This window comes from Streptomyces sp. GESEQ-35 (assembly GCF_017948485.1).
Classification (GTDB): Bacteria; Actinomycetota; Actinomycetes; order Streptomycetales; family Streptomycetaceae; genus Streptomyces.
Genome location: NZ_JAFFSX010000004.1, coordinates 73,357 through 92,227, shown reverse-complemented (window position 1 = coordinate 92,227; position 18,871 = coordinate 73,357). Strand labels below are relative to the sequence as shown.

General features: G+C 70.5%; 15 protein-coding genes. 5 read left to right on the top strand and 10 right to left on the bottom strand.

Translation table 11 applies throughout. The features are described 5' to 3' along the window. Positions 1–3: 3 nt before the first annotated feature. Both KCH87_RS09765 and KCH87_RS48940 read right to left on the bottom strand, forming a co-directional pair. The gene (locus KCH87_RS09765) at positions 4–912 is read right to left on the bottom strand and encodes an MEDS domain-containing protein (protein WP_308298796.1); all 909 of its coding nucleotides are present in this window, start codon (positions 910–912) and stop codon (positions 4–6) included. Positions 913–953: 41 nt separating this feature from the next. Beyond that, entirely contained in the window at positions 954–3,779 is a 2,826-nt protein-coding gene (locus KCH87_RS48940) for a LuxR C-terminal-related transcriptional regulator (protein WP_247196002.1), read from the bottom strand. A gap of 334 nt (positions 3,780–4,113) precedes the next feature. On the opposite strand from KCH87_RS48940, the gene KCH87_RS09750 reads away from it, so the two are divergent. Then, positions 4,114–5,469 (top strand): M14 family metallopeptidase, encoded by a 1,356-nt coding sequence (locus KCH87_RS09750; protein ID WP_210585559.1) that lies wholly within the window; start codon positions 4,114–4,116, stop codon positions 5,467–5,469. Here KCH87_RS09750 and KCH87_RS09745 read toward each other — a convergent pair whose 3' ends face one another. From KCH87_RS09745 to KCH87_RS09725, 5 genes are all read right to left on the bottom strand, one after another. Further along, the gene (locus KCH87_RS09745) at positions 5,470–6,024 is read right to left on the bottom strand and encodes a hypothetical protein (RefSeq protein ID WP_210585558.1); all 555 of its coding nucleotides are present in this window, start codon (positions 6,022–6,024) and stop codon (positions 5,470–5,472) included. A 64-nt stretch (positions 6,025–6,088) separates the two neighbouring features. After that, entirely contained in the window at positions 6,089–7,567 is a 1,479-nt protein-coding gene (locus KCH87_RS09740) for a GntP family permease (protein WP_210585557.1), read from the bottom strand. Between the two features lie 127 nt (positions 7,568–7,694). Beyond that, a complete protein-coding gene (locus tag KCH87_RS09735) occupies positions 7,695–8,105 on the bottom strand; it encodes a RidA family protein (RefSeq protein WP_210585556.1) in 411 nt (136 codons plus the stop codon). Beyond that, positions 8,102–8,863 carry an IclR family transcriptional regulator gene (locus KCH87_RS09730; protein ID WP_210585555.1) on the bottom strand — a complete coding sequence of 254 codons (762 nt, stop codon included), beginning with the start codon at positions 8,861–8,863 and terminating at the stop codon, positions 8,102–8,104. Before KCH87_RS09730 ends, KCH87_RS09735 begins: the two co-directional genes overlap by 4 nt. Continuing rightward, positions 8,860–10,026 (bottom strand): sugar kinase, encoded by a 1,167-nt coding sequence (locus KCH87_RS09725; RefSeq protein ID WP_210585554.1) that lies wholly within the window; start codon positions 10,024–10,026, stop codon positions 8,860–8,862. Before KCH87_RS09725 ends, KCH87_RS09730 begins: the two co-directional genes overlap by 4 nt. 92 nt (positions 10,027–10,118) lie before the next feature. Between KCH87_RS09725 and KCH87_RS09720 the strand changes: the two genes are divergently transcribed. Together KCH87_RS09720 and KCH87_RS09715 are read left to right on the top strand one after the other, a co-directional pair. After that, positions 10,119–11,396 (top strand): amino acid deaminase, encoded by a 1,278-nt coding sequence (locus KCH87_RS09720; RefSeq protein ID WP_210585553.1) that lies wholly within the window; start codon positions 10,119–10,121, stop codon positions 11,394–11,396. A gap of 10 nt (positions 11,397–11,406) precedes the next feature. Further along, entirely contained in the window at positions 11,407–13,026 is a 1,620-nt protein-coding gene (locus KCH87_RS09715; protein ID WP_210585552.1) for an amidohydrolase family protein, read from the top strand. Between the two features lie 15 nt (positions 13,027–13,041). On the opposite strand, the gene KCH87_RS09710 is transcribed toward KCH87_RS09715, so the two are convergent. The 3 genes from KCH87_RS09710 to KCH87_RS09700 form a co-directional block, all read right to left on the bottom strand. Next, positions 13,042–13,965 carry a serine protease gene (locus tag KCH87_RS09710; protein WP_210585551.1) on the bottom strand — a complete coding sequence of 308 codons (924 nt, stop codon included), beginning with the start codon at positions 13,963–13,965 and terminating at the stop codon, positions 13,042–13,044. Positions 13,966–14,138: 173 nt separating this feature from the next. Continuing rightward, complete coding sequence (locus tag KCH87_RS09705) at positions 14,139–15,944, bottom strand: P-loop NTPase fold protein (protein ID WP_210585550.1); 1,806 nt, start codon at positions 15,942–15,944, stop codon at positions 14,139–14,141. Positions 15,945–16,097: 153 nt separating this feature from the next. Then, positions 16,098–16,724 carry a hypothetical protein gene (locus KCH87_RS09700; RefSeq protein ID WP_210585549.1) on the bottom strand — a complete coding sequence of 209 codons (627 nt, stop codon included), beginning with the start codon at positions 16,722–16,724 and terminating at the stop codon, positions 16,098–16,100. Between the two features lie 126 nt (positions 16,725–16,850). On the opposite strand from KCH87_RS09700, the gene KCH87_RS09695 reads away from it, so the two are divergent. Continuing rightward, entirely contained in the window at positions 16,851–18,062 is a 1,212-nt protein-coding gene (locus KCH87_RS09695; RefSeq protein WP_210585548.1) for a pyridoxal phosphate-dependent aminotransferase, read from the top strand. Between the two features lie 101 nt (positions 18,063–18,163). Next, entirely contained in the window at positions 18,164–18,586 is a 423-nt protein-coding gene (locus KCH87_RS09690; RefSeq protein ID WP_210585547.1) for a hypothetical protein, read from the top strand. The last annotated feature ends 285 nt before the right edge of the window (positions 18,587–18,871 follow it).

The window sequence follows — 18,871 nt, the reverse complement described above, 5'->3', positions numbered from 1 at the left end:
CGGCTACGCGTACTGGAGGCGTACGGTCGACCCCTCCGCGTCGTCGCGCACGTCGACGTACGCGCACACCTGCCGGGCGAACCACAGCCCCTGCTCCGGCCCGAGTTCGCCGTCGGGCGGCGGGACGAAGCCGGCCAGCGGGTCGGCGACGCGGCGTGTGGTGCGCAGTTCGCAGACGCAGGCCGGTGCCGTGCCCCACAGCAGGGCGCCGGTGACCGGTCCGAGCGAGGCCGCCGCCGCGAGGACGCAGCCGGCGAACAACTCCGCGTCCACGGTGGCCAGTCCACGGGCGAACGCACCGGCGCACAGGGCGTCCGGGTCCGGGTGGTGGAGCAGTTGCGCGTCCGCCGGGGGCTCCGGCAGCGGTACGGCGTCCAGCTCGCCGGCGAGCGTGACCGGGTCCGCGTAGACGCCGGTGCCGGGGTGGGCGCGGCGGGCGGCGGCGACGATGGCGGCTCCGGCGGTGCGGGTGTCGTACGCGCACAGGGCCGTCGTGGCGAGCGGCGCGAAGAGGAGGTTGGCGAGGGCCTCGTAGCGGATCCACTCGGCGGTCTCGCGCGGCGAGCGTCCGGCGCGGCCGTCCCAGATCGGTTCCATGAGGAGGTGGATACGGCCGCCGGGCCCGGCCTGGGCCGCGAGGTAACCGGCGCTCTGTGCGACGGCGTTGGCGGCGGAGCCGATGTACCACTCGGTGTGCGGGATGAGGGCGACGTTCTTGGCGTCACCGCCGAGGGCGTCCCGCACGAGGTCCAGCTTGCCGGGGGCGGCGATGGCGACGGGCGGGGGTTCGCCGGGGGCGCCGAGGCCTTCGGTGAGGAACGGGAGGGCGGCGGCGACGAATGCGTCGTCCGTGCCGAAGACGGCCATACGGTGGTCGAACGCCCCGTGGGCGGGGGCAGGATGGATGGTCACGGGTTCCCTTCGAGGTCTGGGGAGGGAGGATCCTGACGGGTTCAGCGCTGGGCCGTCACCCAGGCGGCGATCTGGCTGCGGTTGCTGAAGCCGAGCTTGCTGAGGATGCGTTCCACATGGCCTTCGGCGGTTCGGCGGGCGATCACCAGACGGTCGGCGATCTGCTGGTTGGCGAGTCCTTCGGCGACGAGCGCGGCGACTTCGGCCTCACGGCGGGTGAGGCGGACGCCGTTCGAGGGCCGTTCGGTGGTCTCGTCCGGCGGCTGTTCGTCGCTGAGGGCGTATGCGACGGCCTCCGTCAGGCCGTACGCACTGCCGCGTTCGTACGACCGCTGGAAGGCGGGCCCGTCCAGCGTGGCGCGCACCCCCTCCTCGCACCGTCTTCGTGCGGAGGTGAGGGCGTCCGAGCCCCAGCGGTCTCTGTCGATGTCGGCCCAGACGCGGTCGGCGGCGCCGAGCAGGGCGGCGGCGCGTTCGGGGGTACCGCGTTCGGCGGCGATCACGGCGAGCAGGTCGAGGGTGAGGGCGATACCGATGACGTCGTTGACGTCGAGCTTCAGGCGCAGCGCGTCGAGGGCGTGCCGTTCGGCGCGTGACCAGTCCCGGCGGACGGTGTGGGCGAGGGCGAGGATCCGCAGGAGGTAGGAGCGCACCCAGTCCTCGTGGTGCTCCTCGCAGTCGCGCAACGCGGCATCGCAGACCCCGACGGCACGGTCGGCCTGCCCCAACAGGGCGAGTGCGCAGGCGAGTTCGACCTTGTCGAGGCCGTGCATGCTCAGGTGCTGGCCGGGGACGCGGCCGCGGGCGACGGCGGTCTCGAAGTGGGCGAGGGCGGCCTGGAGGTCGTTGCCGAAGAGCTGGAGGACGCCGACGACGTATTCGGCATGGGCCGTCTCGGCCGGGTCACCGAGGTGACGGGCGAGGCGGCGGGCGTCCTTGGCGAGGCCCAGCCCTCGGGCGAGGTCCTGGGTGGCGGCCGCGAGGAGGCCGGCGACCCACAGGCCGCGGGCGCGTTCGGGGGTCGGCTCCGGGTTGGCGGCGAGGGCGCGGTCGAGCCAGTAGCGGCCCTCGCGGGGTGCGCCACAGGCGTGCCAGTAGAACCACAAGGTGCCCGCGAGCCGCAGCCCGGCGAGGCGTTCGCCGGGGGTGGTGAGACAGAAGTCGAGGGCGGCGCGCAGGTTGTCCTGGTCGGCGCGGAGCCTCGCGACGGTCTCGCGCTGCCCGGGGCCGAACCAGGCGCGTTCGCGGGCGGCGGCCCACTGCTGCATCCAGTCGCGCTGGCGGCGCCGGGCAGCGGTCTCCTCGCCGGGCAGGCGGCGCAGCTGCACCAGGCCGTAGTGGCGCAGCGTGAACAGGAGCCGGTAGCGCACGCCGTCCGGTCCCGGCTCCCGGCACAGCACCGACTTGTCGACAAGCCCGGCAACGGCTTCGAGAACGTCATGCGCACCAACCCTCAACCGACCGCCGGCCGGGGGGACCCCCGCCTCGCTTCCCTCCCAACCTCCGGCCGAGGGGACCCCTGTCTCGCTTGTCCCCCAGCCCCCGGCCCGGGGGACCCCCGCCTCGCTTCCCTCCCAGCCCCCGGCCGAGGGGACCCCTGTCTCGCTTGTCCCCCAGCCCCCGGCCCGGGGGACCCCCGCCTCGCTTCCCTCCCAACCTCCGGCCGAGGGGACCCCTGTCTCGCTTCTCCCCCAGCCCCCGGCCGAGGGGACCCCTGTCTCGCTTCCCTCCCAACCTCCGGCCGGGGGAACCTCCATCTCGCTTCCCTCCCAACCTCCGGCCCGGGGAACCTCCATCTCGCTTCCCTCCCAGCCCCCGGCCAAGGGGACCCCCGTCTCGCCTCTCCCCCAGCTCCCGGCCCGGGGGACCTCCGTCTCGCTTCCCTCCCAGCCGTCGGCCGGGGGGACCTCCGTCTCGCTTATCCCCCTCCCCCCGGCCTGGGGGACCGCCACCTCGCTGCCGCCGCCGTCCGCGCAGACGGATTCCGCCGTGTCCAGGTCGAAACTGCCGGCCAGGACCGAGGCGCGCGCCCACACCAACTGTTCGCGTTCGGTGCACAGTTCGTGGCTCCAGTCGATGGCGGCGCACAGGGTCTGGTGCCGGGGCAGGGCGGCTGGACTGCCGGCGTTCAGGAGGCGGTAGCGGTCGTCGAGGCGGTCGAGGAGCTGGTCGACGCCGAGGACGCGCATCCGGACGGCGGCGAGTTCGATGGCGAGCGGAAGGCCGTCGAGGCGTCGGCACAGCCGGGCCACGGCGGCCCGGTTGGCGGCGGTGAGCCGGAAGCCGGGGACGACGGCGGCGGCACGGTCGGCGAAGAGGGCGAGGGCGGGGTAGCCGTCGGCGGCGGAGAGGTCGCCGTCCGGGTCGGGTACCGGCAACGGCCGTACGTCCAGGAGGTGTTCCTCGGTGAGGCCGAGGCGGTGGCGGCTGGTGGCGAGGACACGGACGCCCATGGTGCCGCGCAGCAGGGCGGCGGCGAGGTCGGCGCAGGCGGGCAGCAGATGCTCGCAGTTGTCGACGACGAGAAGCAGCCGCCGGTCGCGTACATGCTCGGCCAGGGCGTCCAGTGGCGGCTGCGGGGAGTGGTCGTGCAGGCCGAGCGCGTCGGCGGCGGCGAGCGGGACGAGCGCCGGGTCGTGCAGGCCCGCGAGGTGCACGAAGCGCACGCCGTCCGGGAAGGCGCGGGCGACCCGGGTCGCGAGGCGCGCGGCGAGCCGGGTCTTGCCGACGCCGCCGGGGCCGGTGAGCGTGACCAGGCGGGCGCGGGCCAACAGCTCGCGGCCTTCGGCCAGTTCGTCGCGGCGGTCGACGAAGCTGGTCGTCTCGACCGGCAGCTGACGGTCCCTTCGTGGCGCTGATCCGCCCATGATCAGCCAGTCCTTGGGGTGTGGGGGTCCGAGGAGACCCGGAGGGTGTGACTCCTCTTGCGCGCACTCCCCACTCTCCCCCGGCAGATTGCATATTTGCACGCGGCGGTCACACCGTCGGGTGCAATTCGTCCGGGTTCACGTCCGCGATGGCGGGCGCGCGTACACTGCGCGACCGATTTCGGCCATGCCCTCTTGGCCAACACTTGACCGGGCCATGCCATACCCGCACCATAAGCGCCACACCCGCACCAAGTACGTCGCAGAGAGACACCCCCCAGCTCCACTCCCCACTCCGGAGACCCCGGAATTCCTGGAGAAACTAGGAGATTTCATGCGACTTCGCATACGCGGCTCAGGCGCGCGAGGCGGCAGACGAACCGCCGCACTGGCCGCACTGGCCGCCTTCGCACTCGCGGCTCCCCTCGCCGCGACGGCGACGAACGCCACCGCGGACGGTGGCGCACGCCCCACGGCCTCGGCGGACGACATCCGCCAGTACGAGATCAACATGCACTCGACCGTCAAGGACCGTACGGCGATCCAGCAGGTCGGCGTGACGGTGGACGAGGTCGACGACCACGGCGTCGTGATCTCGGGCCGCGCAGACCAGGTCAAGAAGCTCCGCCAACTCGGCTACGAGGTCACGTCGTTGGGCGCGGCCCCGGACCGGTCGACGAGCGCGGACGACATACGGCTCCTCGACTTCCCGTCGGCCGACTCGCGGTACCACAACTACGCGGAGATGACGAGCGAGATCAGCTCCCTCATCTCGGCCAACCCGAGCATCGCGAGCCAGCGGACCATCGGCACCTCGTACGGGGGCCGGAACATCGTCGCCATCAAGATCAGCGACAACGTCGGCACCGACGAGGCCGAGCCGGAGGTCCTGTTCACCCACCACCAGCACGCCCGTGAGCACCTCACCGTCGAGATGGCGCTGTACCTGCTGCGCGAACTGACGCAGGACTACGGCACGGACTCCCGCGTCACCAGCATGGTGAACAACCGCGAGATCTGGATCGTCCCCGACCTCAACCCGGACGGCGGCGAGTACGACATCGCGACCGGAGCCTACCGGTCCTGGCGGAAGAACCGGCAGCCCAACTCCGGTTCCTCGTACGTCGGTACCGACCTCAACCGGAACTGGAACTACCGGTTTGGCTGCTGTGGCGGGTCGTCCGGGTCGACGTCCTCGGAGACGTACCGGGGCACTGCCGCCGAGTCCGCACCCGAGGTCAAGGTGGTCGCAAACTTCGTGCGCAGCCGGGTTGTCGGTGGTGTGCAGCAGATCAAGGCGGGGATCGACTTCCACACGTACAGCGAACTGGTGCTGTGGCCCTTCGGGTACACCACCGCCGACACCACGACCGGTATGACGGCGGACGACCGTAACGCCTTCGCCACGGTGGGCGGGAAGATGGCCGCCAGCAACGGCTATACGCCGGAGCAGTCCAGTGACCTGTACATCACCGACGGGTCGATCGACGACTGGCTGTGGGGCAACCAGAAGATCTTCGGTTACACGTACGAGATGTATCCGTCGTCGAGCTCCGGGGGTGGGTTCTACCCGCCCGACGAGGTGATCGAGCGGGAGACGGCCCGTAACCGGGATGCGGTGTTGCAGTTGCTGGAGAACTCGGACTGTATGTACCGGTCCATCGGCAAGGAAGCCCAGTACTGCAGCTAGCTAGTCGGACTCCTCGGCGTCCTCGGCGTCCTCGAAGTAGGCGTCCAGGACCGCGTCCAGCTGCTCTTCCCACTCCTTGAAGCGGCTCCTGGCCGTCGCCTCGATCTCGATCGGGAACCAGCGGCGGTCAGGAGTGTGCACGGTGATGGTGAAACGCTTGCCGAAGCGGGGGGACTCCGTCTCGACCGCACCGATCTCGTCCCAGCGGAACTCACATTCCTGGTCGTCCAGGAACAGTCGTACGCCGCTGTGGTCGGCGATCATCCTGGCGCGGCGGTCGGAGGCTTCGAAGACGGGTCCGTCGGGAGCTTCCTCCTCTTCGGACTCCTCCTCCGCGGACTCCGGCTCTTCGGAGGCGGGGGGCTCATCGGGTGCGTCCTCGACGGCCTCCTCGGAGGCCTCGGCCGGTGACTCCGCCTTCTCCGGCTCCTCCGCTTTCTCCGGCTTCACGTCCTCCGGGTCCTCGGACACGGGTGAGGTGAGCCCGGGGATGAAGGCCGGGTCGATCCCGGCGCCGTCCAGGGGCTGGCTGCTCGAACCTATGCGCTGCTCCACAGCGGGCAGTATGGTCGACGATCCTGTGCCGTACACAGCCAGCCCCGACTTTGTTATCAGACGCCTACACAAACAAGCTCAGCACCGCCGCCACCACGAACCCCGCAACCGACAGCACCGTCTCCAGCACGGTCCACGTCTTGAGGGTGTCGCGCTCGCTGATGCCGAAGTACTTGGCGACCATCCAGAAGCCGCCGTCGTTGACGTGCGAGGCGAAGATCGAGCCTGCGGAGATCGCCATGATGACGAGGGCGATGAAGGCCTGGGAGTGGTCGCCCTCGGAGAGGAGGGGGGCCACGATGCCCGCCGTTGTCACGATCGCGACCGTCGCCGAGCCCTGGGCGACGCGCAGGACCACCGAGATCAGGTAGGAGAGGACGATCACGGGGAGACCGACGTCGTTGAAGGTGTCGGAGAGGGCCTGGGCGACGCCGCTGCCCTTGAGGACGGCGCCGAAGATACCGCCGGCGCCGACGACGAGCAGGATGTTGCCGACGGGCTTGAGGGACGACGTCGAGACCGTCTCCAGGGACTTGCGGGACCAGCCGCGCCGGATGCCCAGCAGGTAGTACGCGAGCAGCAGGGCGATGGTGAGGGCTACGAAGGGGCTGCCGAAGAACTCGACCACCGAGCGGCCCGTGGAGGGGTCCAGGGCGATCGAGGAGAAGGTCGCGGCGAGGATCAGCACCAGGGGCGTACCGATGATGGCCAGGACCGTGCCGAGCGGGACCGGCTTCTCCTGGGGCTCCACGCCCGCCTCGCGCTGCTCGTCGATGACCGCCTGCTTCGCCTCGGCCGCCGCCTCCACCATGTCCTGCGGTACGGCGACGAAGATGCGCTTGCCGATCCACGCCGAGAACACCCAGGCGGCCAGCACGGCGGGGACGCCGCAGACGACGCCCATGAGGATGACCCAGCCGAGGTCGACGTGGAGGAGTCCGGCCGCCGCCACCGGGCCCGGGTGCGGGGGCAGGAAGGCGTGGGTCATGGACAGGCCGGCCAGCAGGGGCAGGCAGTAGAGCAGGATCGACTTGCCGCTCCGCTTGGCGGCGGCGTACACGATCGGCGCCAGGACGAAGATGCCCACGTCGAAGAAGACCGGGATACCGAAGATCACGCCGGTGACGCCCATGGCGAGCGGGGCCCGCTTCTCGCCGAAGAGGTTCAGCAGCCGGGACGCCAGCACCTCGGCGCCGCCGCTGACTTCGAGGATCGCGCCGAGCATGGTGCCCAGACCGATGATGATCGCGACATGGCCGAGGATGCCGCCCATGCCGGACTCGATGGTCGACACGGCGTCCGAGCGCTGGACCGTGCCGAAGAGCTCGGTGACCGAGAGGCCCGCGAGCAGGCCGACGGCTATGGAGACCGCGAGCAGCGCGACGAACGGCTGGAGGCGCGCCTTGATGATCAGGAAGAGGAGCAGGGCGATGCCGATGGCGGCGACGGTGAGGAGACCGGCGGTGCCGTCGATGAGGAGGAGCAGGCCTCCGGTGTGGGGTGGCGTTTCGGCTGGGGCGGTGGCTGCGAGCGGATGGGACATTCGGGGGTCCTCTACTTAAATGCATGGAGCTTTCGGGCAGGGGGGATCGCGGCACGGCTCCCCGGGGGATGACGGGCACCGTGCCGAGATGGCGTACGGGGTGCGGGAGTTGAGGGGTGTCAGTCCGTCAGTCGAGTACGGCCAGCGCGTCGATCTCGACGAGGAGCCCCGCGGGCAAGCCGACGTACACCGTGGTGCGCGCGGCGGGCGGCGCGGTGAGGCCCTGCTCCTCGAAGTACGCGTTGTAGATCTCGTTCATCTCCGCGAAGTGGGCGACGTCCGTCAGATAGACGCGGATCATCATCGCGTCGTCCCAGGAGGACCCGCCCTCCTCCAGGATCGCCTTGACATTGGCGAGGGTCTGGAGGGTCTGCTCGCGCAGGGTCGGTCCCGCGGGCGTCGGGGGTTCGCCCTCGACCGCGGGCAGGAAGCCGACCTGGCCGGCGACCTGGAGAATGTTGCCCTTCTTCACACCGTGCGAGAACTTCGCGGGCGGCGTGGTGTGGGTCTTGGGGGTGAGGGCGATCTTCTCGGTCATACGGAATCCTTCGTCGTGGTTCTGCCCGAGTACTCGCCGCTGATCGCGTCCGCGGTACGGCGGACCAGCGGGAGCAGGGTGAGGAGTTCGTCGCCGGTGACGACGACGTTGGGCGCCGACACCGACATCGCGGCGGCGACCCGGCCGTCCGCGCCGCGGATCGGCGCGGCGACGCAGTTGATGGACTCCTCGTGGCCACCGAGGTCGGTGGCCCAGCCCTGTTCGCGCACCTTGGTCAGTTCCCTGAGGAAGGCTTCCGAATGCGGCGTCGAACGGGCCGTGTACATGGGGTAGTCGAGCTTCTCCGCGAGGACGCGGCGCTCGGGTTCGGGTAGATCGGCGAGCAGCAGCTTGGCGACGGCGGCGACCGTGATGGCGACCGGCTTGCCGATGCGTGAGTACATGCGCACCGGGTAGCGGCTCTCCACCTTGTCGATGTAGAGAACCTCGTCCTCCTCGTAGACGGCGAGGTGGACGGTGTGCCCGCACTGGTCGTTGAGGCGTGCGAGGTGGGGGTGGGCGATCTCGCGGATGTCGAGGTTCTCCATCGCCTCCTGGGCGAGTGCGATGAGGCGGGCGCCGAGGCGGTAGCGCTGGTCGGACTGGCGGTAGACCATGCCGTGTTCGTGGAGCGTGCGGAGCAGGCGCAGCGCCGTGGATTTGTGCACGCCCAGGCGGTCGGCGACCTGGCCGAGGTCGGCGGGGCCCTCGGCGAGCAGCGGCAGGATGCTGAGTGCGCGGTCGACGGTCTGGCTCATGGCGTACGTACCTCCTCGTCGGCCTGCTGGGTCGTCCAGCCGGGGCCGAGTCGAAGTGTCTCCCACGCGTTGTCGTCGAGGGCGGCGAGGCGGTCGGCGGTGTCGCGGGCGGGGGGTGCGGCGAGGTCGCCGGGGGCGGTGAGGGTGGCGGCGGCCATGAGGTGGCCGTGGCGGAGGCGGTCGCGGACGGGGAGTTCGCGGAGGGTGGCGGAGAGGAAGCCGGCGGCGAAGGCGTCACCGGCGCCGACCGCGGCTACGGGGGTGACGGTGAGGGCGGGTACGAAGGTGACCGGCGTTGGGGTGGGCCGGGGGTGGGTCGCGCTGCCCGGCGCTGACGGGGTGCCGCCCTTCTTTGGGTCGGGAGCCGCCCCAGGCGGCACGACTGCCCGCGGGACAACGGTCTCGAACGCCGTCGCTCCCCTCGCACCCTCCTTCACCACCAGCACCCCCGGCTCCGGCAACAGTTCGCGGATCTCCTCCGGGCCCCCGGTGATGTCCCAGGCCGCCCTCGCCTCGTCGGTGCCGACGAAGACGATGTCGGCGCGGCGGGCGAGGTCGAGGAGGACGCGAGGGCCGTCGGCGTCGTGCCACAGGCCCGGGCGGAAGTTGACGTCGAAGGAGACGAGGGGCCGGTCCGGGCGGGGTGCCGTCAGTTGCCAGAGCAGGCTGAAGCACTCGTCGGAGAGTGCTGCCGTGATCCCGGAGAGGTGCAGTACACGGCCCGCGCGCACCGCCTCCAAGTCCATGTTCTCCGCTGCCATGGCGGATGCCGCCGACCCCGTCCGGTAGTAGGCCACCTCATGACCGTCGCCGGCCCGGTCCCCCGCCGTACGGAAGTACACGCCCGTCGGCCGCTCCGGGTCACGCCGTACGGCCGAGACGTCGACGCCGTACTCGCCGATCGCCTCGATCAAGTGATCGCCAAAGCCATCCGCGCCGACCCGGCTCACCCACCGTGCGGAATGGCCGGAGGCCGCCAGCATGCAGGCCACGTTGGATTCCGCGCCGCCGATGGCGCGGTCGAAGGAGGGGACGTCGGCGAGGCGGCCCGGTCGGGTGGGCAGGAACGTGACCATGGACTCGCCGAGCGCGACGACGTCCAGGACGTCGGGGGCATTCACGATGGTCGTAGCTCCTCGTTGTCTCGGTCGCGCGGGCTCCATTGACCCGGCGTTGGCCTGGATGTTAGACAGCGGTAAGCGACATACGCAATGCACGTTGCATACTTTGCAATCCACCTGATCAGGGAGGTCCCGTGTCCCCCGACACCGGCACCGAAGCGCTCGCCCGCCTCGCAGAGGAACGCGTCGACCACCGCTTCAAGGGCCTCCCGCCGGACGCCGACGGCCTGACCGTCGCCGAGCTGACGGCCCAGCGCCGCAACCTCTTCACCGACGGCTTCGCCACCCCGGTCCTCGCCCTCTCCGCCGAGCGGCTGGAGCACAACCTCGCGCTCATGGAGACGTACACCGTCCGCCACGGCCTCGTCTTCGCCCCGCACGGCAAGACCTCCATGGCCCCCCAGCTCTTCCAGCGCCAGGTCGAGCACGGCGCTTGGGGCATCACCCTCGCCGTGCCGCACCAGGTGCGGGTGGCCCGGGCCTTCGGCAGCCGGCGGATCTTCCTGGCCAATGAACTGGTGGACCCGGCGGCTCTGCGGTGGATCGCCGCTGAGCTGGCAGCGGACGGCGACTTCCGGTTCATCTGCTACGTCGACTCCGTGCGCGGCGTCGAGCTGATGGACGCGGCGCTTCAGGGAGCCGGCCGCCCGCTGGACGTCGTCGTCGAGCTCGCCGCCGGTGAGGGCGCCCGCACCGGCGTCCGTACGGAGACGGAGTGCGCGGCGGTCGCGGACGCGGTGGCGGCCACGCGCACGCTGCGTCTCGTCGGCGTCGCGGGGTACGAGGGCGAGGTCCCGCAGGCCGATCCGGAGCGGGTGCACGCCTGGCTGCGGCGGCTGGTCGCACTGGCCGTCGACTTCGACCGGGCGGGGCGGTTCAAGGGCCTGGACGAGATCGTCGTCAGCGCGGGCGGCAGCGCCTGGTTCGACGCGGTGGCCGACGTGTTCGCCGAGATCCCGGAACTCGGTGGCCCGGTCCTGAAGTTGCTGCGCTCGGGTGCCTACGTCTCGCACGACGACGGCCACTACCGCAAGCTGACCCCCTTCACCCGTGTCCCCGAAGAGGGCGCGCTGGAGCCCGCGTTCCGCCTGTGGGCGCAGGTCGTCTCCCGCCCCTCGCCCGACCAGGCCTTCGCCAACGCGGGCAAGCGGGACGCGGCGTACGACCTGGACCTGCCCTTCGCCCAGGTCGTACGCCGGGGTGACACCGAGCGGCCGGCGGCCGGCATCGAGGTCACCGGCCTCTCCGACCAGCACGCGTGGATCCGCACGGCTCCGGAGGCGGACCTGGAGGTCGGCGACTGGCTGGGTATGGGCCTGTCGCACCCGTGCACGTCGTTCGACAAGTGGCAGCTGATCCCGGTCGCCGAGGCGGACGGGACGGTCGTCGACTACATTCGCACGTTCTTCTAGGAGGCCCGGCATGGCAGATCTCGTCATCCGTGACGCGGACGTGGTCGACGGCTCCGGCGCGCCCTCGTACCGCGCCGATGTGGCCGTCGACGGCGGCAGGATCGTGGCGATCGTCAAGGAGGCCGCGGCCGCGGGCTGTCAACGGCCCACAGCGACCCGGGAGCTGGATGCCGAAGGGCTCGTCCTCTCCCCCGGCTTCATCGACATGCACGCCCACAGCGACCTCGCCCTGCTCCGCGACCCCGACCACAGCGCCAAGGCCGCACAGGGGGTCACCCTCGAAGTCATCGGCCAGGACGGGCTGTCGTACGCGCCCGTCGACGACCGCACGCTCGCCGAGGTACGCCGTGCCATCACCGGGTGGAACGGGTACGGCGACGACATCGACTTCGACTGGAGGTCGGTGGGCGAGTATCTGGACCGGCTGGATCGCGGGATCGCCGTGAACGCCGCCTATCTCATCCCGCAGGGCACCCTCCGGATGCTCGCCGTCGGGTGGGAGGACCGGGAGGCGACGCCCGGAGAGCTGGATCGTATGCGACGGCTGCTCGCGGAAGGGCTTGAGCAGGGTGCGGTCGGTATGTCGTCCGGGCTCACCTACACCCCCGGCATGTACGCCAAGGACACCGAACTCACCGAACTGTGCCGGGTGGTGGCGGAATACGGCGGCTACTACTGCCCGCACCACCGCTCGTACGGCGCCGGTGCCCTCCAGGCCTACGAGGAGATGGTGGCCCTGACCCGGGAGGCGGGCTGCGCTCTCCATCTCGCCCACGCCACCATGAACTTCGGCGTGAACAAGGGCCGGGCGCCCGAGCTGCTGACGCTGCTGGACGACGCGCTGGCCGCCGGGGCGGACATCAGCCTCGACACGTACCCCTACACACCCGGCTGCACCACCCTGGTCGCCATGCTGCCGAGCTGGGCCAGCGAGGGCGGGCCGGAGGAGATCCTCAAGCGGCTGGCGGACGAAGAGACGGCCGAGCGGATCCGTCATCACATGGAGGTCGTGGGCGCGGACGGCTGCCATGGCGTGCCCATCGAGTGGGACACGATCGAGATCTCGGGTGTGAGCGAGGCCGCGCTCGGCGAGTACGTCGGCCGTACGGTCCGGGAGTCGGCGGAGCTGCGTGGCGAGGCCCCTTGGGTGACCGCCCGGCGCCTGCTGCTGGAGGACCGGCTCGGTTCGACGATCCTCCAGCACGTGGGCCACGAGGAGAACGTCCGGGCGATCATGCGGCACCCCGTCCACACGGGCGGGTCGGACGGCATCCTCCAGGGGATGAAGCCGCACCCGCGCGCGTACGGGACGTTCCCGCAGTATCTCGGCCGGTACGTACGGGAGTTGGGCGTGCTGTCCCTGGAGGAGTGCGTCGCCCACCTCACCTCGCGCCCCGCCGCCCGGCTCCGGCTGCCGGACCGGGGGCTGGTCCGCGAGGGCTACCGGGCGGACCTGGTGCTGTTCGACCCGGCGACGGTGGCGGCGGGCTCGACCTTCGAACGTCCGCGCGCGCTCCCGACGGGCATCCCGCACGTCCTGATCGACGGACGGTTCGTGATCGAGGACGGGCGGCGGACGGACGTACTCGCGGGGCGGGCGGTCCGTAGAACTCCGCCCGCCCTCGCTTGAGTCACGTCGCTTGATCTACGGCTTGGGCAGGGTGCAGCCGCTCGCGCTCAGGTCGAGCTTGTTGTCGACGCCGAAGCAGGGCGCCATCTGGTAGGTCTGCTGGCCGTAGTTGATGCCCTGGCGGACGGTGACGTTGCCGCTCTCGTCGACCTCGCAGGGGTTGTTGTCGGTGCAGCGACCGCCGTCCTCGTTGCCGGTGTTGTTGACGGCGACGACCTGACCGGTGGCGTTGTCGATCACGGGCGAGCCCGAGGTGCCGCCGATGGTCTGGCAGGCGGAGGTGTAGCGGACCGAGTCCTTCCAGGTCCAGCTCCCCTCCTTGAGCTGGGGCACGAAGCCGTCGACGTTGCAGGCGTACGTCCGCTTCCAGTAGCCGGAGACGACCGTGATCGCGGTGCCGGCGGTGGGGTGCGCGTCGCTGATCGTCAACGGGTCGATGCCGTACGAGCTCTTGATCGCCGCGTAGGTGGTGGTGAGCTGGTACATCGACACGTCCGTGTCGGTCATCGTCGCGTACGCGATCTTGCTCGCGCGCAGGGTCGCGACGCGGGTACCGGCGGAGTTCAGCAGACCGAAGGTACGGCTGGAGGCCTGGTCGACGATGACCTCGCCGGGCTCGGGGAAGCCGGACTCCAGGCAGTGGCCGTTGGACATGACCAGCGCCGGGTCGTTGTCCTCGGAGTCCGGGAAGCGCACGACCGAGCCGGAACAGTTGCTCAGCGAGACGGTGCCGGCGAAGGTGACGGCCTGTGCCGAGGGCGCGAGGGCCTGGTTCAGGCTCGCCGTGGTCGACGTGGCCAGGTCCCAGACCGTGGACACGGCCGTGTCCGCGTCCACGCTCTTGCCGACGGAGTCGGCCGCGGGCGCCGCGACCGCGGGCGCCGCGCCGGCCCCGGCCAGTGCCAGGGCCAGGAGCGCGGCACCGAGAGGCTTCTTCATGTGGGGGGTCCCCTCATTGCGACGAAGGTGACCGGAGAATTTCCGGCCACCGGCAGATTTGTCATGCGCATTCTCATCGCGAAGGGGCGCACGGGCAAGGAGTTGGTCCAGGGCGTGGGGGTTTCCCTACCCCTGGCCGTCAACAGACGGACTCCTGCCCATGGTTGGGATCTTCATGCCTCCCGTGTCATCGGGGCCGGGGCGAGGGCGCGCTGCTCCTGGGCAACCTGGAGCGCCCACTGCGTCAGCAGGTCAGGGCTTGATGTCGGCCCCAGAGCCTTCAGTTCGCGGGCGCGGGCGTGCCGGTTCAGGGTGCACTTGGAGACATAGAAGATCGCCTCCTTCGGCACGGGGTACAGGCCGCGCTCCCGCCATTCCTGGAGTGCGTCCAGGCCTGCGTCCGGGCCGTTGCCGCGACCGATGTCGGAGATCACCAGGTTCACACGGTCGTTGGCCAGCGCGAGCTCCGCCTCCTCCTGATCAGGAGCCTCCACCACAACGGCGCCCCGCAGCGTCAAATACTCCACCAGGCGCCGGTTGTTGGCCATGTGATCGTCCACCCACAGGACGTGCAGCCCCGTGAAGTCCTCCTTGACCCGCGTCGGCGCGGGCTCCGTCAGCCGCTGCGCGGCGATCGGGAGCACCGCGTCGCCGAGCGGCAACTGCCGCAGGGACTCGATGAGTTTCGTCGCATCCGAGAACTTCATCAGGCCGTCGTAGAGGGAGATGAAGTCGGGGTCGTCGGAGAGCTTGCCGAACTCGTTCGGCAGCTTGCCTTCCAGCTCAGTCAGACTCTGCCGCCACGTCCCGCGGGCGGACCGCTCGGGCTGCTTCACCTCGTACTCCAGCAAGTACGACACCACCCACTCCCAGTCCTCCCCGGACGCCGCTTCGGGACCCGCCGGCCTGAGCACGCGCCGCGCCCGACGGTAGTCCTCAAGCTCGCTCACCGCGTCCCGGCGCCCCTCGTGATGCTGGTCGACGAGCTGCCGGTAGAACTCGGGGTAGCAGATCTGGAGCAGCAGGACCCGGAAGGCGATCTCGGGCCGGTACTTGCCCCACACCGGGTTCATCCCACGGGCCAGCACGAAGGCGTTGATCAGCCTCTTGATGCGGCGCGGATTGCGGCGACAGCCGTCCGCCACGAGTTTGGTGAGATCGGGATCGAGTAACGCGCCGATGCCCGCCTCGGTCGCCGACTTCTCGATGTACGACTCGACGTGGTCGTCCTTGACGGCCGGCAACCGGTAGCTCGTCTGGAAGATCTTCTCCATGAACTCCGCCGCCTCCGGCGACGCATCGCGCAACATCCCGTTGGGCCCCGCGGCCGCACGGTCGCAGCTGACGACGAAGGCGATGCCACGGACCCCGAGGTAGAGCTTCACGGCTTCGCAGACGGCGAGTACGGCCTGGTCGGTGCAGCGGTCCAGATCGTCGATGAAGACGACGAGCAGCTGCTTCTTGCCCTTCTTCCCGCGGCGCGCGGCCCACGCGGAGACCAGTTTCTGCACGGACTCCTGCGTGTCGACACGTCGACGGGGATCGACGGTCAGCGCGTTCCAGACCACGTTGACCAGCGCGGCCGGCCCCACAAAGGCGGCCGCCACGGCCAGCCCCAGGCGCAGCACGGCGACGAACGAGAACCTCCCGTCCGACGTGGCCAGGAACCGGACCAGGGCACCTCGGCCGAACCCGGCCAGCACCGCCTTGAGCAGGCGTTCCAACTGGTCACCGCTGCGGGCGGACCACGCGTTGTACCAGACGGTCTCGACGTCCTCCTCCCGTAGCCGGGCCCGCGTCAGGCGCATCAGGGTGCTCTTGCCCATGCCCCGGCGCGCGTCCACCGCGACGGCCATGGGCGTCGAGCCGCACGAGCGGATCAGCAGCCTGGTGAGCGCCTCGGCACTGTCCTGCGCCTTGAGCCGATCAAGTTCCGCGCACTCCACCGGTTCGTCGCTGAGAAGCGTGAAGTCGGCCATGTCCGTCCCCCGTTCATGGCAATCCCTGCCCCGAGTGTGGCACTGGCCCGGGTGTCCTGCTCCGCTCGCGCACGCGGTCGCTCACGGCTCCGTACGACGCCGTAGACGCGACGTGCAGGGGAGGTGACGGGCCCTACGCTCGCGCCCGGATCCTCACCTGGGTTTCTTGGTGCTGCCCTGCCCTTTCCCCGGATTGCCGTCGGAGTTGCCTGGGGCGGACTGGCTCGCAGTGACGCTGGGGGCCTGGGTGGTGGCCGCACCGGACGAGGGTTCCCCCGTCGCCCTCGACTCCTCCGGCGTCGGGGACGTGGAAGCGGTTCCGGAGGGCGTGACCGCGTCCGGCGTCCCCTTGGGGGCCGAGCCCGTGGCGGTTCCGGCCTCGGCGGGCTCTGTGGACTCCCCGGCCGTCGCCGAACCCGTACGGCCGTGATTGCCCTCCCCGTCGCCCGAGGACGACCCGGAGAACGAGAAAGCGGCGATCAGCGCCGCTGCCGACACAACCCCCACCGCACCTGCGGCGACCATCGCGCGGCGCGAGCGGAGGCCGAGGGGCCGGTGCCGGCCGCGGTGGCCCGACCGACCCGCGGGTTCACCGTCCGCCACGGGAGGCAGCTGGGCCGTGTCGTCGAAGGCACCGTCCTGCCAGCCGTGCGCGGCCGCCGGATCGGCGTACTCGTCGTACACCGGGGTCGCCGGGGCCTGCGGGTGGTACACGTTCGGCGCCTCCTGAGGGTCCTCCCCCTCCGGGTGGGCGTTTCCGTATTCCGATGGCCTGGACATGACCGCGCATTGTAGGGACTTATCGGGCTCCTGAAACAGCTACCGGCGATAACAGCCCAAACCCCCGCGTCTCACGTGGCGGAAAACACCGTCCGGACCGCGTTACCGGGCCGTAAGCTCCCTGACATGCAGGTGATCCAGTCGACCAAGCTCGCCAACGTCTGTTACGAGATCCGGGGCCCGGTGCTCGAGGAGGCGATGCGGCTCGAGGCGGCCGGGCATCGGATCCTCAAGCTGAACACCGGCAACCCGGCGGCGTTCGGCTTCGAGTGCCCTCCCGAGATCCTGGAGGACATCCTCCGCAATGTGTCGTCGGCGCACGGCTACGGCGACGCGAAGGGCCTGCTGGCCGCACGCCGGGCGGTCGTCATGCACAACCAGACCCTCGGCATCGAGACGGATGTCGAGCACGTCTTCATCGGCAACGGCGTCTCCGAGCTGATCGTGCTGGCGATGCAGGGCCTGCTGGACGACGGCGACGAGGTGCTCGTCCCGGCCCCGGACTACCCGCTCTGGACGGCGGCCGTGTCGCTGTCCGGCGGTACGGCCGTCCACTACCGCTGCGACGAGCAGTCCGACTGGATGCCCGACCTCGCGGACGTGGAGCGGAAGATCACCGACCGCACCAAGGCCCTCGTCATCATCAACCCGAACAACCCGACGGGCGCGGTCTACGACGAGGCCATGATCAAGGGCCTGACCGACATCGCCCGCCGCCACAATCTGCTGGTCTGCTCCGACGAGATCTACGACAAGATCCTCTACGACGGCGCCACGCACACGCCGACGGCCGCGGTGGCCCCCGACCTGCTGACACTCACCTTCAACGGCATGTCGAAGGCCTACCGGGTGGCCGGCTACCGGGTTGGCTGGATGGCGATCTCGGGCCCGAGGGCGCACGCCGACTCATACATCGAGGGCCTGACGATCCTGGCGAACATGCGGCTGTGCGCGAACATGCCGGGACAGCACGGCGTGGTCGCCGCGCTGAGCGGACGCCAGACGATCAACGACCTGGTGCTTCCCGGCGGACGGCTGCGTGAGCAGCGGGACGTGGCGTACGAGCTGCTGACCCAGATTCCGGGCGTGACATGCGTGAAGCCGAAGGGGGCGCTGTATCTCTTCCCGCGGCTCGACCCCCAGGTCTTCAAGATCAAGGACGACCGGCGGATGGTCCTGGACCTGCTGCGGCGCGAGAAGATCATGGTCGTCCAGGGCACCGGCTTCAACTGGCCCGAGCATGACCACTTCCGGGTGGTGACGCTGCCGACGGTCGGGGATCTGCGGGATGCGGTGGGGCGGATCGGGAACTTCCTGGACGGCTACAGCCAGACCTGACGCTCACCCTGCGTGGACGTGCCGTCCCGTTTTGTGAATCACTCAACTTTAGACGAAATCTAAGCTAGGATGACTTCTGTCAGAACACAGGAGGCCATCCCATGTACGAACCGATCCGCACCAAGTCGGTCCACAGCTCGATGGCCGGCACCACCTCGGACTTCCCCCACCGGTCCCGTGAGGAGGAGCTGGACATCCAGCTCGCGGGCCATCTCGCCGCGCTCCTCGCGATCACGGACGAGCTGCGGACGATCGCGCCTTCGGCCGACCTGGACGCGGCTGCGGAGCGGCTGGCCGAACAGGTGAGCCGGTTGCGCGGTGGGGCGACGATGCGGGCGCTGCCGACCGCCGGCGCACCTCAGTCCTCCGCCGCCCTGCACCGGCGGGCCCATGCCCTCGCGGGCCGCGCGCTGGTCGTCGCCGCGTCACGCGCGGACACGGCGGCCGCGATCCTCGCCGCCGAGCGCATGGACGCGCATGCCGCTGCGCCGGCCGGGCCGAAGGAACTGAGCACCGCCCACTGATCCCGTTCACCGGGGTCCACTGAACGGCCCCGGTCCGCGCGCACCCGCAGCGACGTGCGGACCGGGTGCCACAGCACTGCGTTGGCTTGCGCCGGGGTTGTTGTTGTGCCGGGTTGGTCAGTGCCGTCGGGGCCGTGCGATGCGCCGTTCGGCCTTGTGTCGTGGGGCGGCTGCGGGTTCGCTGTGGCTGGTCGCGCCCACGCGGCGGAGCCGCATATCGATACAGCCCCGCGCCCCTTGAAGGGCGTTGCTGTGGTCGTCTTCTGAGAAGCTCTGGGTTCCGTT

Bases quoted from the DNA above. Each gene is read 5' to 3' on its own strand.
- KCH87_RS48940 (WP_247196002.1), bottom strand. From the start codon at position 3,779: ATGGGCGGATCAGCGCCACGAAGGGACCGTCAGCTGCCGGTCGAGACG.
- KCH87_RS09750 (WP_210585559.1), top strand. From the start codon at position 4,114: ATGCGACTTCGCATACGCGGCTCAGGCGCGCGAGGCGGCAGACGAACC.
- KCH87_RS09740 (WP_210585557.1), bottom strand. From the start codon at position 7,567: ATGTCCCATCCGCTCGCAGCCACCGCCCCAGCCGAAACGCCACCCCAC.
- KCH87_RS09735 (WP_210585556.1), bottom strand. From the start codon at position 8,105: ATGACCGAGAAGATCGCCCTCACCCCCAAGACCCACACCACGCCGCCC.
- KCH87_RS09730 (WP_210585555.1), bottom strand. From the start codon at position 8,863: ATGAGCCAGACCGTCGACCGCGCACTCAGCATCCTGCCGCTGCTCGCC.
- KCH87_RS09725 (WP_210585554.1), bottom strand. From the start codon at position 10,026: ATGGAGCCCGCGCGACCGAGACAACGAGGAGCTACGACCATCGTGAAT.
- KCH87_RS09715 (WP_210585552.1), top strand. From the start codon at position 11,407: ATGGCAGATCTCGTCATCCGTGACGCGGACGTGGTCGACGGCTCCGGC.
- KCH87_RS09710 (WP_210585551.1), bottom strand. From the start codon at position 13,965: ATGAAGAAGCCTCTCGGTGCCGCGCTCCTGGCCCTGGCACTGGCCGGG.
- KCH87_RS09705 (WP_210585550.1), bottom strand. From the start codon at position 15,944: ATGGCCGACTTCACGCTTCTCAGCGACGAACCGGTGGAGTGCGCGGAA.
- KCH87_RS09700 (WP_210585549.1), bottom strand. From the start codon at position 16,724: ATGTCCAGGCCATCGGAATACGGAAACGCCCACCCGGAGGGGGAGGAC.
- KCH87_RS09695 (WP_210585548.1), top strand. From the start codon at position 16,851: ATGCAGGTGATCCAGTCGACCAAGCTCGCCAACGTCTGTTACGAGATC.
- KCH87_RS09690 (WP_210585547.1), top strand. From the start codon at position 18,164: ATGTACGAACCGATCCGCACCAAGTCGGTCCACAGCTCGATGGCCGGC.